Source organism: Rhodanobacter sp. DHG33 (assembly GCF_014843005.1).
Lineage (GTDB): Bacteria > Pseudomonadota > Gammaproteobacteria > Xanthomonadales > Rhodanobacteraceae > Rhodanobacter_A.
This window is the reverse complement of record NZ_JACYXM010000006.1, coordinates 401088-417284: the sequence shown is the minus strand read 5'-3', so window position 1 is coordinate 417284 and position 16197 is coordinate 401088. Positions and strand designations below refer to the sequence as shown.

Annotated in this window: 11 protein-coding genes; 5 read left to right on the top strand and 6 right to left on the bottom strand. The window is 65.3% G+C overall.

Features of this window, described 5'->3' with window-relative positions; genetic code table 11:
* Window positions 1-175 precede the first annotated feature (175 nt).
* Both IHE46_RS13430 and IHE46_RS13425 read right to left on the bottom strand, forming a co-directional pair.
* The gene (locus tag IHE46_RS13430; protein WP_192165144.1) at window positions 176-2239 is read right to left on the bottom strand and encodes an enterotoxin; all 2064 of its coding nucleotides are present in this window, start codon (window positions 2237-2239) and stop codon (window positions 176-178) included.
* Between the two features lie 118 nt (window positions 2240-2357).
* Window positions 2358-5447, bottom strand: a complete 3090-nt coding sequence (locus IHE46_RS13425) for a TonB-dependent receptor (RefSeq protein ID WP_192165143.1) — start codon at window positions 5445-5447, stop codon at window positions 2358-2360.
* On the opposite strand from IHE46_RS13425, the gene IHE46_RS13420 reads away from it, so the two are divergent.
* The gene (locus IHE46_RS13420; protein WP_192165142.1) at window positions 5434-5736 is read left to right on the top strand and encodes a hypothetical protein; all 303 of its coding nucleotides are present in this window, start codon (window positions 5434-5436) and stop codon (window positions 5734-5736) included. The two genes, IHE46_RS13425 and IHE46_RS13420, sit on opposite strands and share 14 nt — an antisense overlap.
* Here IHE46_RS13420 and IHE46_RS13415 read toward each other — a convergent pair.
* The 4 genes from IHE46_RS13415 to IHE46_RS13400 form a co-directional block, all read right to left on the bottom strand.
* A complete protein-coding gene (locus tag IHE46_RS13415) occupies window positions 5730-8762 on the bottom strand; it encodes a TonB-dependent receptor (RefSeq protein ID WP_192165141.1) in 3033 nt (1010 codons plus the stop codon). The genes IHE46_RS13420 and IHE46_RS13415 overlap by 7 nt on opposite strands.
* Window positions 8763-8887: 125 nt before the next feature.
* Entirely contained in the window at window positions 8888-9820 is a 933-nt protein-coding gene (locus IHE46_RS13410) for a 1-phosphofructokinase family hexose kinase (RefSeq protein ID WP_192165140.1), read from the bottom strand.
* On the bottom strand, window positions 9817-10743 hold the full coding sequence (locus IHE46_RS13405; protein WP_192165139.1) for a carbohydrate kinase family protein: 927 nt from the start codon (window positions 10741-10743) through the stop codon (window positions 9817-9819). The genes IHE46_RS13410 and IHE46_RS13405 overlap by 4 nt, the downstream gene beginning before the upstream one ends.
* Window positions 10740-11942, bottom strand: coding sequence for an SIS domain-containing protein (locus IHE46_RS13400; RefSeq protein WP_225563043.1), 1203 nt, complete (start codon window positions 11940-11942; stop codon window positions 10740-10742). Before IHE46_RS13400 ends, IHE46_RS13405 begins: the two co-directional genes overlap by 4 nt.
* Window positions 11943-11998: 56 nt before the next feature.
* Between IHE46_RS13400 and IHE46_RS13395 the strand changes: the two genes are divergently transcribed.
* From IHE46_RS13395 to IHE46_RS13380, 4 genes are all read left to right on the top strand, one after another.
* Entirely contained in the window at window positions 11999-12916 is a 918-nt protein-coding gene (locus IHE46_RS13395; protein WP_192165138.1) for a fructose-bisphosphate aldolase, read from the top strand.
* Between the two features lie 182 nt (window positions 12917-13098).
* Window positions 13099-14316 (top strand): amidohydrolase family protein, encoded by a 1218-nt coding sequence (locus tag IHE46_RS13390; protein ID WP_192165137.1) that lies wholly within the window; start codon window positions 13099-13101, stop codon window positions 14314-14316.
* Entirely contained in the window at window positions 14313-15128 is an 816-nt protein-coding gene (locus tag IHE46_RS13385) for a DeoR/GlpR family DNA-binding transcription regulator (RefSeq protein WP_192165136.1), read from the top strand. Before IHE46_RS13390 ends, IHE46_RS13385 begins: the two co-directional genes overlap by 4 nt.
* 138 nt (window positions 15129-15266) lie before the next feature.
* Window positions 15267-16130, top strand: a complete 864-nt coding sequence (locus IHE46_RS13380; RefSeq protein WP_192165135.1) for a DoxX family protein — start codon at window positions 15267-15269, stop codon at window positions 16128-16130.
* The last annotated feature ends 67 nt before the right edge of the window (window positions 16131-16197 follow it).

The following is a 16197-nucleotide window of genomic DNA, read 5'->3' as shown; positions in this document are numbered from 1 at the left end:
CCAAATTTCGCTACATCCCGGCGCGTGCATAGGGCGATTGCGTGCAAAACCGAGCGCACTGATTCGGTGCGCGCCATGCCCGAACGCATCGAGTACGACAAAGGGATTCACCAAATGCCCCGCGCGCACGCCGCCGGGTCATGCGACGTGTACCCGCACGTTGTTTCGGTCATGTTTAGCCTCCACTCGCCGGCGTCAGCTCCAGCGTCAGCACCTCGAAGGGCGCCAGCGTGATCGTGCTTGTGTGGTCGGCATCCAGCGCCTTCGGCACATCGGCGCCGCCGTTCTTCCACACGTCGTGCACGCTGAAACGACGCGCAACACCCGGCGGGAGCTGCAGCTGGCGCTGCAGGTCGACCACCGCAAGCTGCGGCTTGTCGTCCGGATTGCGGAAGGTGACGATGGCCTTCTTCGGCGACCAGGCAGCCCAGCCGTAGACGTCCAGGCGGCCGGGATCACCGCCGATCCAGTGCGAGTCGCGCAGCACGTCGGCGTTGGCGCGCGACCACTTCGCGCCCTCGGCCAGCGTGTCCCAGTCTTGCGGCGTGAGCAGCGACGGCGTGATGTACATCTCCTGCAGCTCGGTGCCGGTGGCGAAGTAGGAGCGCACTTCGTTGGCGAAGTCGTGGCCCGGGTCGGTGTTGAGGCGCGGGTTCTTCTGCGCGTAGATGATGCCGTGGAGCATCAGCGAGTCGATCGGGAACAGCGGCCCCTTCAGCACGATGTTCTGGTAGGTCTGCTGGTCGCGGTAGGTGATCCACTGCTCGCGCATCGTGCCCACGCCGGTGTACCAGTCGTCTTCGCCGTCGCGCCAGATCGTGTCGGCGTAGCGCAGCCAGAACGGCGAGGCCCAGGTGCCGGTGGTGAGGTTGATGAAGGTGTTGGGCTTGTCCTTGCGGATGTCGCTGATCAGCTGGATCGCCGCGGCGAAGTCGCTGTCGAAGCGGCTGCCGGGGAACACGCTGCTGACGTTGCCGGTGCCGTCGAACTTGAACTGGTTGATGCCCTGCTTGTCGATCATGTCCATCACGACCTGATGGAAGCGCGGGTAGTACTTCGGACCGGACAGCGCGAGGCCGTCGTCGATGATCTCGTAGCCGGCCGCCTTGCCGTTCTTGATGCGCTCGTCGTGCGGCTTGCCGTAGCCGCCCCATGGCGACAGCCAGATGCCCGGCGCGGCGCCGTACTTCGCGGCCGCATCGCGCAGGGGCACGAAGCCGCGCGGGAAATCCTTGCTGAAGTTCCATGCGCCGCTGCGGTCATCCCAGCCGTCGTCGAACAGGAACGAATCCAAGGTCACGCCACGCTTGACGTGCAGCTCCTCGCCGAAGGTGTTGATGCGGTCCAGCGCCTCCGCCTCGGTGTACGGCGTGAAGTAGCCGATGTCGTACCAGGAGTTGTAGTGCAGGAAGGTGCGGTACGGATGCGCGCGCTCGCGCTCGACGTAGTTGTTGAAATCGCGGCGCAGCTGGCCGTCGCGCACCACGCCCACCACCGCCGAATAATCCACCGTCTTGCCCTGCTCCAGCGGCAGCGTGCGCGACAGCGTGAGCTTCGCCAGGTTGTGGTACGCCGTGCTGTCGGACAGCGGATTCTCGAAGCCGAGGTAGACGTCGCCGTCGACGATGGGCGAGCCGTTCACCGTGCCTACTACCTCAGGGGCATCCACCTTCGATTGCAGCAGCGACACCTTGGCGATCTTCTCGTCCTGCTTCAGCGCGGTGATGCTCACCTCCTCGCGCAGGTAGGGCGAGCCGTCGCGCTGCACGAGCCGCCAGTCCACGCGGAAGCGGCCGTCCGCGTCGGCGAAACTGGCCTCCACCGCCTTGCCGGGGATACGCGAGGAGTAGCGCGAAGCCTGCGCATCCACCGGCAACGCCACCACGTGCGGCGCCGTCTGCAGGTTCATGTCGGAAGCCTTGATCGTGCTGCCGTCGGCCATCGCCAGCGCGAACGGTGCGGACACCGCGAACGTACGGCTGTGCACGCGGTCGGTCACCGTCATGTCGACGAGATGCTTGCCGTCCAGCTTCCAGCTCGCCTCGATCGCGGCATTGCCGAAACTCTCCGCACCCTGCTGGTCGGCGAACACCGCGCTGCCAGGCTCAAGCACCAGCTTGCCGGTGGTCACGCTGTCCTCGGCATGAGCAGTGCCGAAACCCGCCAGCACGGCGAGCAGGCAAGAAGCCAACACGCTCATGCGCGACGAACAAAGGGTATGCGGGTGCGATGCTGCCATGGTTGCCTCTCGTATCGATCGGTTGGCTTCGCTCGGCTGGCGCGTGGACAGGCTCGTCGATGCCACTTGAAGTGAAACGCCGCCCGGCATGACCGGGCGACGGGTGGGTGAAGATGCTTCAATAGTCGTAGGTGACGCTCATGCGCACGTAGCGCGGCTGCTGGAAGACCATCGGCGTACCGTAGAGCGGATTCAGCGTGCCGTCGTGGCCCTGGTACATCTGCGCCCACACGTTGAGCGGCGCCTGACCATTGAACACGTTGAACACGTCCAGGTGGAAGCCCAGCTTGTGGTCCGCGAACGCCGGCCGGTATTGCACGCCCAAATCCACCTGCTTCATCCACGGCAGACGCCCGTTCGCGCCCGGCGGCGACGGCTGGCCGTTGCACCAGTGGTAGTTGGAGCCGTAACCGGCCGGATCGTTGTAGGCCGCACCAGTGGCCGGGTTGATGGCCGTGTTGTACGGATCGGTGCCGTACATGCCGAGGCAGTACTTCGGGCCACCCGAAATGAGGCTCAGGTTGCCCGAGACCAGCCATTCCGGCGTGAGCTGGTAGTAGCCGAACGCCTTGATCTGATGGGTATGGTCGTTACCCTGCGGACCGCCGGCGTAGACCATCAGCGACGGGTAATCCCAGTCCTCGTTCTGGATGCCGCCGATGGCGCGGATGTCGGACTGCCCTTGCCCTTCGCTGTTGCCGTAGCTGCGCGAGAAGGTGTAGCTGATCTTGGCGTACCACTTGCCGTCGAACGGATGCTCCAGAAAATTTTCCAGTGCGTAGTAGCGGCGTACCGCGTGCGGGAACTGCATGTCGGCGTTGGAGAGCGTCACGTCGTGGAACACGCCGTTCGGATCTTCCACGGCAAACGTGTTGGCCTGCCCCGGATTGATGTAATAGCAGGCGGTGCTGTTGACGTCGGTGATGCCCTCCGCGGCCGCATAAGCCGCTACGGTCGTACCGTCACAGTAATCGTCCAGGACATGGCGGATCAGGCGACGGGTGAACTTGGAGCCGTAGACCCATTTGTCGCCGGCCGTCTTGGTGAAGCCGAGGATGAACTCGTCCTGGTCCTGCGCCTTGATGTTCTGCGCCGTGAGCGTGCGCGGATCGGGCGTTTGTCCGAAGAAGCTGTTCGCCGAAGTCAGCGGCGAAATCTGCGTCAGCCCGGTGGGCGTGCCGTTGGCCGCGATGCCGGTGTAGGTGAAGTACTGAGTGGTGCTCAGGATGCCGTTGGCGACGCCGCCGGGCGCGAGCGGCTGACCCAGGTAGTAGCGGCCCGCGTTGCCGTATACCTTGAACGTACCGTCGCCGTACACATCCCAGCTGAAGCCGAGGCGCGGCGCCCATTGTGGCGAAGTCTGCCGCATGTAGGGCTGGCCCGAGCCGTTGTAGTTGGTGAAGGCGTCGTTGCGCAGGCCCAGCGACAGCAGCCAGCGGTCGCTCACCTGCCAGTTGTCCTCGATGTATTCGGCACGCTGCGTGGTGAGCAGGTTGGCGCCCGAGATGCTGACGTTCTTGGTGACGTAGTAGCTCGTGCCATTGACCGGGGCACCGCCCGGGTAGTTGGCCACGGGGCCCACGGTCACCGGCCCCGTCGCCGAAATGGCTGTGATGGGCGATGTCGGCTGGTTGGTGTAGCCGTAGTCCCACCAATAGCCCGGGCCGGTGGTGATGCTGGCCTGGTTGTTGGCCGCGGAACGCAGGTTGTCGATACCGGCCGTAATGGTGTGGCTACCCAGCGTGTAGGTCAGGCTCAGACGCAGGTTGCTGGTCTTGTAGTTCTTGCCGGGGTTGGCGATGGTGGAATTGGTCTGCGAATTGGCGATCGGCGTGCCGCCGTTGAGCGTCGGGTTCTGGTTCGTGTAGTCGGCGATGTAGGTGTATTCCGGGCTGTAACCCGGCTGCTCGCTGTAGTTCACCGTGGTCATCTTGCCGTACGTGGCATTGAACGTGAGGCTGTCGGTGATGTAGCTGGTGTACTTGGCCGACCACATGTCGCCGCCCAGCTTGGTGGTGTTGGCGAAGCTCTTGAAATTCTTGTCGCTCAGGGCGTTGTAGTCGTAGTAGTAGTACGCGCCGGTGGTTTCGGTCTTCTCGGACGCGCCCGTCAGCTCAAGCAAGTTGCTGTCGTTGATGTTCCAGTTGATCTTGGCGTACCACTTCGGGTTGTTGGTTTTGTAGTGCAGCGAAGTACCCGAGGTCACGGGATTGACCGTGTAGCCGCCGGTGTCGTTGGCCTCCATCGATGCAAAGACGAACAGCTTGTCCCTGACGAGCGGGCCGCCTATGTATACGTCGTAGGTGGAATTCCAGTAGTTGTCCTGGTTGTTGGGGTTGTACAGCCGCCCTGCCACGGGCTTCGGCGGCAAGCCATTCATGTAGTAGGCATCGTCCTGGCTGGAGCGCCAGTCCTCGGGCGCGTACACCACTTGGGCACCGAAATGCCAATCGTTGGTGCCGCTCTTGCCGATCATGTTGATCACACCGCCATCGCTGCGGCCGTACTGCGCGCTGTAGCCGCCGGTATAGGCTTCCTCTTGGTCGATGGAGCCGTACGGCAGGGAAATACCGCCCTTGGCGCCATACGGATCGGTGGTATTGAAGCCGTTGATGTAATACGCGTTCTCCGTCGACGAGGAACCGCCGAAGCTGACCAGCGGCTCGCCGGTCTGGCTGCTTGCGCCGCCGGCGGCCGTGACTGCGCCCGGCGCCAGCAGGGCCGCGGCCTCCGCAGTGCGCCCCAGCGGCAGCCTGGCCAGCTCCTGCGACGTGATGACCGTGCGCGAGTCCACCGAGCTCACGTCGATGGGCGGCACGGCATTGGCCGACACGTTCACGCCTGACAACTGCTTCGCATTCGCCGAGCTCGCAGCAGCAGCCTCGGCGAAAGAGATCTCGACACCCACGCCTACTTTGAGCATTACGTTGTCGCGGCGCTGAATGACCTGGCCGTCGCGCATCAGCGCTACCGAATACGTGCCGACCGGCAACTGCGCGGCGTTGTAACGACCTTGGTTATCGACGTTGACGGTACGCGTCAGGCCTGCACCATTGTTCAGTACAACGGTTTCGCCAGCCTGCGCCGGCACATGGCCATAGATGCTGCTGGTGGTGGATTGGCCGTACGCCGCCGTGGACGCAAGCAGCAAGCCGAGCGCCGTGGCCAGGCCGGTCTTCCGCAACAAGATGTTCGTGTCGATCGTCATCAAGCATCCCTCCCAGGAAATGAATCTCAACGGATATGCACAGGCGTTTGCGCTGGCATTCCACGAATCGTCCGAGCACCGATCGACAGTGCATGCCGTCGGCCAGTTGGCCATCCCGCCGTTGTCAGGTGATTCCGTTCGGATTCCGAAATCGATTCGTCGCGTAACGGCCCGATTCGGAAATTCGCAACTTCTTTCAGATCGATTGCATACCCGCGCCGTCCGGATGTCCGGACGGCGCGAATACGCCGTTTCCCTCATCAGGGTCGCAAGTTGCCGCGATCAGTAGTCGTAAGTCACACCGAATCGCACGTAGCGCGGCTGCTGCAGCACCATCGGCGTGCCGTAGAGCGGGTTCGGCGTGCCGCCGCTGTTGCCGTTGTAATCGGCATCGAGATTGAGCGGAGCCTGGCCGTTGAACACGTTGAACACGTCCACGTTCAGGGACAGCTTGTGGTCGGCGAATGCCGGGCGATAGTGGAGGCCCAGATCAAGCTCCTTCATCCACGGCAGGCGTCCGGTTGCCCCCGGCGGCGACGGCTGGCCGTTGCACCAGTGGTAGTTGGAACCGTAGCCGTCCGGGTCGCTCTGCTGCGGCCCGTAATAGCCCAGGCAGTACTTCGGGCCACCCGAGGTCAGGTTGAGGTTGGCCGACACCATCCACTCGGGCGTGATCGCGTAGTAGCCGTAGGCCTTGAGCACGTGAGTGTGATCGTTGCCCTGCGGACCGTTGGCGTAGACCATCAGCTCCGGGAAATCCCAGTCCTCGTTCTGCGTGCCGCCGATGGCGCGGATGTCGGATTGGCCCTCGCCCTCGCTGTTGCCGTAGCTGCGCGAGAAGGTGTAGCTGACCCTGCCATACCACTTGCCGTCGAACGGATGCTCCAGGAAGGTCTCCAGTCCGTAGTAGCGACGCACGGCATGCGGGAAGTTGAAGTCGGCCTGGGACATCGTCACGCTGTGGAAGGCGCCGCTCGGGTCCTGCACCGCGAAGGTGTTGGCCTCGCCCGGGTTGACGTAGTAGCAGGTGTCGGTGTTGACGTCGGTGATGCCTTCCGAAGCCGCCTTGTTCACCAGCGCCCCGACATCGCACCAGTCGTCGATCACGTGCCGCAGGATGCGCCGAGTGATCTTGGCGCCATAGACCCAGTTCGGACCGGCCGTCTTCTGGAAGCCGAGCATGAACTCGTCCTGGTCCTCGGCCTTCAGGCTGGTCGCCGTCATGGTGCGCGGATCGGGCGTCTGCCCATAGGCGCCGTTGGGCGACACCGGCTGCGACATCTGCGTCAGGCCGGTAGGCGTGCCGTCGGCCGCGATGCCGCTGTACGTGTAGTACTGCGAGGTGGCCACATACCCGTTGGCCGGATCGCCCGGGGCGATCGGCGAACCGAGGAAGTAGCGGCCGGCATTGCCGTACACCTTGAACGAGCTGTCGCCGAACACGTCCCAGCTGAAGCCCAGGCGCGGCGCCCATTGCGGCTTGGTCTGCCGCATGTAGGCAAGCGCGCTGGCATTGGTGTTGGTGAAGTCGTCGTCGCGCAGACCCATGGACAGCAGGAAGCGGTCGTTGACCTGCCAGTTGTCCTCGATGTACTCGGCGTTCTCCGTGGAGAACAGGTTGCCGCCCTGGTTGAAGATGTACTTGAACGCGTAGTAGCCGGTCGCGCCGTTCGGGTAATCGGCCGTGGGGCCCACGCCAAGCGAGGGATACAGCGGCTGGGTCGGGGTCTTCGTATAACCGTAGATCCACTGGTAACCGCCCGGCCCCGAGGTCAGCTCGTCCTGTTCCCTGGCCGCCGTGCGCAGATTGTCGATACCCGCCGTGATCGTGTGGTCACCCAAGGTGTAGGTCAGCGCCACACGCAGGTTGGTGGTCACGAAGTTCTGGCCCGGGTTGTTGATCTCGGTGACCGTCTGGTTGTTGGTGATCGGCGTGCCGCCGTTCAACGCCGGGTTCTGCTGCGTGTAGGTGCCAACGTAGGTCACATCCGGATCGTAGGCCGGATTCTCGCTGTAGCTGCGCGTTTTCATGCTGCCGTACATGGCAGTCAGGGTCAGCTTGTCCGTGATGTAGCTGGTGAACTTCGCCAGCCACAGGTCACCACCATGTTTGGTGTCGTTGGCGTAGGCCTTGAAGCCATTGTCGCTCAAGCTGTTGTAGTCGTAGTTGTAGACCGTGCCGCTGGTCAGGCTCTTTTCCGACGCGCCCGTCAGTTCGAGCAGATTGTTGTCGGTGATGTTCCAGTTCACCTTGGCGTACCACTTGGGCAGCGTGTCCTTGTAGTGCGAATCGGTGCCGGACTCGACGCTGTTGACCGAGTTTCCTTCGGTGTGGGTCATTTCCGCCGAAGCGAAGAAGAACAGCTTGTCCTGGATGATCGGGCCGCCCACGTACAGATCGTAGACGGACGACCAGGTGCTGTTCTGGTTCCTCGGGTCGTACAGGCGACCGGCCACGGGCGACGGCGGCAGGCCGTTGGCGTAGTAGGTACTGTCCTGGCTCGCCACCATCGACGACGGCTCGTAGAGGAACTGGCCGCCGAAGTGCCAGTCGTTGGTGCCGCTCTTGCCGATCATGTTGAGTACACCGCCGTCGCTGCGGCCGTACTGTGCGCTGTAGCCGCCGGTGTAGACCTCTTCCTGGTCGATCGAACCGTACGGCAGAGTGATGCCGCCTTCGGCGATGTTGGGATCAGTGGTATTGAAACCGTTGAGGTAATACGCGTTCTCGGTGGACGACGAGCCGCCGAAGCTGATCAGCGGCTCGCCCGTGGTGCTGGCCGCGCCGCCCGCACCAAGGTTGGTCGCCGGCGCCAGCAACGCTACCGCTTCCGCCGTGTGCGCCAACGGCAGCTTGGCCAACTGGTCTGCGGTGAGCACCGTGCGCGAATCCACCGAGCTTACGTCGATGGGCGGTATCGCATTAGCCGATACGCTCACGCCGGAAAGCTGCTTCGCGTTCGTCTCGCTGGCCGCGGAGGCGCCCTGTTCGGTGAATGAAACGTCCGAACCGATGCCCACCTGCAGCAAGACGTTGTTGCGCTGCTGGATGACCTGGCCGTTGAGCATCAGGCTGACGGTGTAGGTACCGATGGGCAGTTGGTTGGCCGCGTAACGGCCCTGGCTGTCGATGCCGACCGTGCGGGTCAGGCCCGAGCCGTTACTTACCGTGATGCTTTCGCCCGCCTGCACCGGCACGTGGCCAAAGATGCTGCTGGTGGTGGACTGGCCATAGGCCGCCGTAGATGCGAGCAGCAGGCCCAGCGTTGCGGCCAAACCTGTTCTTCGCAATGGAATGTTGGTGCCCGATTTCATGATCTCCCCTCTCAAGGAATGAACCGCTTCTGGATATCCGCGGGCACCTGCGCCCTCGCAGCCTGCGGATGTTCTTGACGCCGATGGCTCATCCTCATCGGCCTATTGGCGTACTCCGCCGATGTTCAGTGCTTCCATTCGCGCACCCGCACCCGGCCGAGCAACGACTCGACCTGGTCCGGGCGCACATAACCTGTTTCCACATCCATCGCGTTGGCGGCCCCGCAGGCCACCGCCAGCCGCAACGCCTCGCGCAGCATCTCCCCACGCGCGACCGCCACGGCCATGCCGGCCAGGAAGCAATCGCCCGAGCCGACGGTGTTGCGCACTTGTTCCAGCTCCACCGCGGCATGCCATGCACCGCTGTCGTCCATGCCCACGGCACCCAGCGCACCGAGGCTGAGCACCGGCATCGCCACACCGCGCGCATGGAGTTCGCGCAGCGCGACTACGGCGACGTCGATGCTGTCGATGCTGCGGCCGAGCAAGGCTTCCGCTTCGTCGCGATTCGGCTTCAGCAGGAAAGGCTGCGCCGTCACCGCCTGTTTCAGCACTTCCCCGCTGGCGTCGACCAGGCAACGCTTGCCGGCAGCGCGCACCTGCTCCGCCAGTTCGGCGTAGGTATTGGCAGCGAGGCCGCGCGGAAGGCTGCCGGAGAGCACCACCAGATCGCTTTCCGCCAGCGCAAGACGGAAGGCGCGTTGCATGGCCGCGCGATCGCGTTCGCCCAGCTCCGGCCCCTGCCCCAGCACTTCGGTGATCTGCCCCTGCGCATCCTGCAGCGCAATGCAATGGCGCAGCGGCGCATCGATTTCCACGCCGTGGAACAGCACGCCGCGCTCGCTCATGCGCCGCGCCGTGAGGTTGCGGTGCGCCGCATCGATCAGGCCGATCAACTGCACCGGCTCGCCGAGCGCAGCGACGGTCTGCGCCACGTGCAAGCCCTTGCCGCCCGGCAACACCTGTTCGTGCACCGTGCGATTGACCTCGCCCAGGTGCAATTCGCCCACCTGCATCAGGTGGTCGATGGCGGTGTTGATGCCGAGCACGGTGATCACGGCGCGGACTCCACCAAGGCCTTCGCCTCGCCAAGGTCGGCCTGCCGCGCCGTGCCGCCCACGCCACGCGTGGAAAGCGCACCGCAGGCGTTGCCCCAGCGCATGGCTTCCGTCAGTGGTAAGTCGCGCAGCCACGCATGCAGGAAACCGGCGTCGAAGGAATCGCCGGCGCCGGTACTGTCCACCGCATCCAGCGCAAAGGCCGGCGATTCGAACAGCTTGCCGTCGCGGTCCAGCGCGGCGCAGCCGTCACGACCGCGCTTCACCACGATGCGGGTGTGACCGTTGTCCAGTGCGCGCAGACCGTCGACCGCGGACTCGCAGCCGCTGATGCCGGCCAGTTCCACGTCGTTGGGCAGGAACAGATCGACTTCCGCAAGCAGTTCGCGCCATTCGTCGCCCCAGCGTCGCTCAGGGTCGAAACCGGGATCGAGCGAAGTACTCAGGCCTTGCGCTCGCGCACGCGCGAACAGTGATTTGAGCTGAGGCCGCAACGCGGTTTGCAGATAGTAGGACGACACGTGCAGGTGATCGGCGGCGCCCAGCAGTTCGTCGCCTATGTCGTCCGCGCGCAGCGCGCCGATCGCTCCGGCGAAGGTGACCAGCGCACGGTCGCTGCGCGTGGAGAACGACGCGGTGATGCCCGTGCGCAACGCCGCATCGCGCCGCACCGCACCGACGTCGATGCCGGCGCCCTGCAGCGCCGATACGCAGAAATCGCCCCAGCCGTCCGCACCCGCCTTGCCGGCGAAGCTCACCGGGTTGCCGAGGCGTGCCAGCCCCATCGCACAGATCATCGAGGAGCTGCCCGGCACCACCAGGGCGTCCTCGGCCAGCACCTCGTGGCCCGGCGTGGGAAACGACTGGCAATCCCGGAACACCAGGTCGACGTTCAACTCGCCGGCGACGAGGATGCGCTTCACGCGGCGCTCCCCGAATGCAGTGCAAAGGCTTCCACCACGCGAGTGAGCACGCCCTGTGCAGGCGCGTCCGGCTTGCCACCCAGTGCCAGGCAACGGAAGAACGCCAGCAACTGGCCCACGGCCACGTCGGCCAGCAACGGCAGCGCATCGTCGCTGGCCTGCAGGCCCTGCAGATCCACTGCCACGTCCTGCGGGCCGATCACATCTTCGGCGATACCCTCGCCCACCAGCACGCGCACCATGCCCAACTGCTTGCGGGTGAGTTCGCGCAGCAGATCGTATTCGTAGGCACGCACGGCCGGATCGGGCGAGAGATAGGCCACCACCAAGGTGTCCTCGTCGAGACTGGACATTGGACCGTGGCGCAGGCCGAGGAAGGTTTCGGCCATCGTGGTCACGCGGCCGGCGGTCATCTCCAGCATCTTCAGCGCGGCCTCGTGCGCGGCGCCCAGTGCGCCGCCACTGCCGAGGTAGACGACCTGGTCGATATCGCGATAGGCAATGGCCGCCAGCGCATCGGCCTGGTGATCGAACACGTGCTGCACGCAACCGGCGAGGCGCTGCACGCCTTGCTGCCATTCGACTTCGGCGGCACGGCCGCCCAGCCCGCTGCCGGCCAGCACCAGGTTGGTGAAGCTGCTGGTCATCACCAGGCTGCGGTCGTTGGTGCGCTCGTCCAGCACCAGTGCGGCATAGCGCGGCGCACTCTTGTACTGCGTGGCGAGCTTGCCGTTGGCGTTGCAGGTGATGGCGAGGTGGCTCCAGCCAGGCTCGTGCGCCAGCAGCTGATCCACCACGCCTGCGCTTTCGGGACTGTCGCCCGAACGCGCGATCGAAATCAGCAAACCGCCGCCCGGCGGCAGCGCCTTGCGATGCGTGAGCAAGGTGCCCGCAGGAATCGCCAGTACCGGTACGCCCAACGTCTGCTGCAGATCCGGCGCAATGCACTCGCCCACATAGATCGAGCTGCCCGAACCGGTCAGCACGACGTGCGCAGGCCGCGGAGTCAGCACGGCTTGCAGTTGCGCACGCACCGAAGGCTCGCGCAGCAGTTCCGCGGTGGCTTGCCAGGTCGCCGGCTGCTGCAGGATTTCCCGCAAGGTGTCGACGTAGCCGCGTTCGCGCTGCATCGCCGGTGCAGCCGCTTTCAGCGCGGCAAGACTGTCGTTTTCTTTCGTTTTATTTTCGAGTATTGACATTTGGCTCGTTTCGTCCGAATGTGAAGCCATTCGTCCACCAGCCCAGCGTATTCGAAATGAATCAGAACTTACAAGTACCTTCGCAAGCTTCCGAAAAGTTTTCGAAGCTGCCGCTCTCGCACGGCAAGCGCACGCGCCTGTGGCGCCTTCTGTACGGCTACGGCCCGAAGAACGGCAGCCTGCTGGTACTGCCGCTGGACCAGGGCCTCGAGCATGGCCCCACCGATTTCTTTCCCCACCCGCCTGCCGTGGATCCCAGCTACCAATTCGAGATGGCCGCGGCGGGCGGTTTTTCTGCTATCGCGCTGGGCATCGGCCTGGCCGAGAAGTACATGACCGAGTACTGCGGCCGCGTGCCGCTGATCCTCAAGCTCAACGGCAAGACCAACATCCCCAGCGATGCCGAGGCCACTTCGCCGCTGTTCGCTTCGGTGGAGGACGCCGTGCGCCTGGGCGCCGATGCCGTGGGTTACACCATGTACGTGGGCTCGCCGCGCCAGGGCGACGAGTTCCGCCAGTTCGAGAAGGTACGCCAGGACTGCGAACGCTACGGCATGCCGCTGGTGGTGTGGTCGTACCCGCGCGGCAGCGCGGTCAACGCCAAGGGCGGCACCAATACGCTGTATGCGCAGGACTATGCCGCGCGCGTCGCGCTGGAAATGGGCGCCGACCTGGTGAAGCTGCACGAGCCGAATGACAGCGTGGCCAACGTGCCGGCGCCGTACGACAAGCTGCAGGAAGACTCCGCCGCCCGCTGCGCCCGCGTGGTGCGTTCGGCCGGCCGCACCATGGTGCTGTTCTCTGGCGGCGAGAAGAACGATGACGACGCGGCGGTGCTGCGCAAGGTGGAGCACTACATGCAGAGCGGCGCCACCGGCGTGATGTTCGGCCGCAACATGTGGCTGCGCCCGTTCGACCAGGCGGTGAGCCTGGTGCGCCAGGTGCACGACATCATGGCGAAGTATCCGCGTTGAGGCTTGTCTCCCTCTCCCCTCCGGGGAGAGGGCTGGGGTGAGGGGCCAATCTTGCGGTGCGCTCCCTATGAAGCGGCTTGCACTAGCATCCCTCCTGCAAGCACCCGCCCCTCACCTCAATGCTCTCCCCGGCGGGGAGAGGAGGCGAGCGCAAGAAGCGCGTTATCGGATTGAAGCGGACCATGACCCACCAGAAATCCTGCCTCTGCTGCGCACCGCCCACCGGCGCCGGCACCGTGCGCATCGAAGGCAACGGCAAGAACCCGCTGCAGACCGCGCGCGACGACAGCAAGGGCGAATTGCGCCTCAAGGATTTCAAGCCGCGCAGCATGCTGCGCGTGCCGCAGACGCATATCGAGCGCCCGCGCTTCCCGGTGATCGACGTGCACGCGCACCTGACCTGGTCGAAGAACGTGCGCAACGGCGTGTCGGTAGGCGACGAAATCACCGTCTTCACCACGCCGGAAGAACTGCTGCCGGTGATGGACCGCAAAGGCGTGCGCACCCTGGTGAACCTCACCGGCGGCGTCGGCAAGGGGCTGGAGGAAAGTATCCGGCTGTTCGATCAGGCCGCGCCGGGGCGCTTCCTCACCCTCACGGAACCCTCGTTCGCGCTGTTCCCCGAAGCGGATTACCCGCAGCGCCAGGCCGACGCGATCGCGCATGCGCACCGCGCCGGCGCGCGCGGCCTGAAGCTGCTGAAGACGCTGGGCCTGTACCTGCGCGAACGCATCGACGAAGGCCCGCTGGTGGGCGTGGATGACCACCGCTTCGACCCGATGTGGGAGGCCTGCGCCGCGCACGACATGCCGGTGTTCCTGCATGTTTCCGATCCGGAAGCGTTCTTCCTGCCCACCGACGGCGAGAACGAACGCTACGAGGAGCTGGCCAACCACCCGGACTGGTCGTTCTACGGTCCCGAGTTCCCCAGCCATGCGGAGCTGATCGCCGCGCGCGACCGCATGATCGCGCGCCACCCGAACACCACCTTCGTGCTGCTGCACGTGGGCAACAACGCCGAGAACCTGGCCGCCGTCGAATCCTGCCTGGCGCGTTTCCCCAACACCCTGGTGGACATCAGCGCGCGCATCGGCGAACTGGGCCGCCAACCGCGTATCGCGCAGCGCTTCTTCGACCGCTACCAGGACCGCATCCTGTTCGGCACCGACGCGGTCCCCTCGCCCTGGGGCGACGACGTGCCGCAGCAATTGTTCGGCGACGCCCTTTACGAGATCTACTACCGCTTCCTCGAAACCGAGGACGAGTACTTCGACTACGCCCCTTCGGACGTACCGCCCCAGGGCCGCTGGTCGATCTACGGTTTGAAGCTGCCGGACACGGTGCTGCGCAAGGTCTATCATGACAACGCCGCCCGACTCCTGCATATTCCTACCGCATGAGCAAAGCCCAGACCGCCAAGACCGCCGCCAAACCCCGCCATCGCCTGCTGCTCGGCGAGCGCCGCCGCCTGATCGTGGAGTACGTGGAGGAGCACGGCCGCGCCACGGTGGAGGAACTGGCGAAGAAATTCGACACCTCCGCCGTCACCATCCGTGCCGACCTCGAGGCGCTGGCGAATGCCTCGGCCATCGTGCGCTCGCACGGCGGCGCACTGCCGGTGGTGCCGGTGAGCAGCGACATCCCGCTCAACATCAAGGAAACCCGCCACCACGCGCAGAAACTGCGCATCGGCCAGGCGGCAGCGGCGATGATCCGCGACGGCGAAACCATCATCCTCGACTCCGGCTCCACCACGGTGGAGATCGCGCGGCAGATCCGCCAGCGCCGGTTCGAGTCGCTGACCGTGATCACCAATGCGCTGAACATCGCGCTGGAGCTGTCGGGCCTGCCGCACATCCGCGTGATGATGCTGGGCGGCCTGCTGCGCCAGACCTCCTACTCCCTGGTCGGCCCCGATGCGGAGCAGGCGCTGGCCAAGCTGTCGGCCGACCGCCTGTTCCTCGGCGTGGACGGCCTCGACCCCGAGGTAGGCGTGACCACGCCCGACCCGCTGGAATCCGCGCTCAATGCGCTGATGATCCGGGTGTCGCGGCAGACCGTGGCCGTGCTGGACGCCAGCAAGCTCGGCCAGCGCAGCCTGTCGGTGATCGCCCCCGTGCGCCAGCTGCACAAGGTGATCAGCGACAACAGCGCGCCGGCCGAACTCGTGGAGACGCTGCGCGCCGCCGGGGTGCAGGTCGAACTGGTTTGACCGTCGGCGGCAATGTCTAGCGGGCAACCGCAGCATCCCGCCCGAAAACTGTTCCCGCACTACGGCCTATTGTCCGTACGAACCCGCCTGATTACGCTCGGCGCCTTGTGTTCACGCAGCTTCGCTGGAGGGTGGGTGATGGACGCAGCATCCGGTGTGGATGGCAAACGTGCAGGTGCGGCCGCGTGGCTGGCGGGCTGCCTGGCCGCAGGTGCCGGCCATCGGGTCGCCCGCGGTCCGGGCCATGCGCTGCTGGCGCTGGTCATGATGGCGCTGGGCGTGCGCGGGCTGGCGTTCGGCGATTTCGCCGGCACCTGGCAACGCATTCCGATCGCACACCTCCCGGCACACGATGTCTTTGTCTACCTCACCGCGCTGGTCGAACTGGCGACCGGCATCGGCATCCTGATCCCGCGCGTCGCGAAGGTTGCGGCCGGCGCGATGTCGGTGTTCGCGCTGCTGTGGATGGTGCTGCTTAAATTCCCGGCCATCCTGTATGCACCCGCCATGGAGGCGACCTGGCTGGGGGCGGCCGAGATCGCGGTGATCCTCACCGGCGCGTGGGCCGTCTTCGCCTCGCTGGCGAAACCGGACGGACGGTTTCTTGCAGGCCGCAACGGCATTCGCAATGCGCGGCTGCTGTTGGTGCTGGCGCTGCCGACCATCGGCCTGTCGCACTACTTCTATGCGGACATCACGGCCGGCTTCGTGCCGGCATGGTTGCCGTGGCGGCACGGCTGGGCCTACCTGACCGGCGCAGGCAGCCTGGCCACGGCGCTGGGCATCCTGTTCGCACTGTGGCCGCGCCTGGCCACGACGCTGGAGGCGGCGATGCTGGGCGTTATCACATTGCTGGTCTGGCTGCCGCCGCTGCTCGCGCATGCGCACGACAGCGATGCGTGGTCGGCCTTCCTGATGTCCAGCGCGATCACCGCCGGGGCGGCGGCCGTCGCAGATTCCTATCGCGGCATCGGATGGACTGCCCGAGGCCCGGTGGCCTGAGCCGGTCAGGAGTGGCCCAAGCGGGCATGGATGGCGACGCCTTGCGGCGCCGCCATCTGAGGCCCGA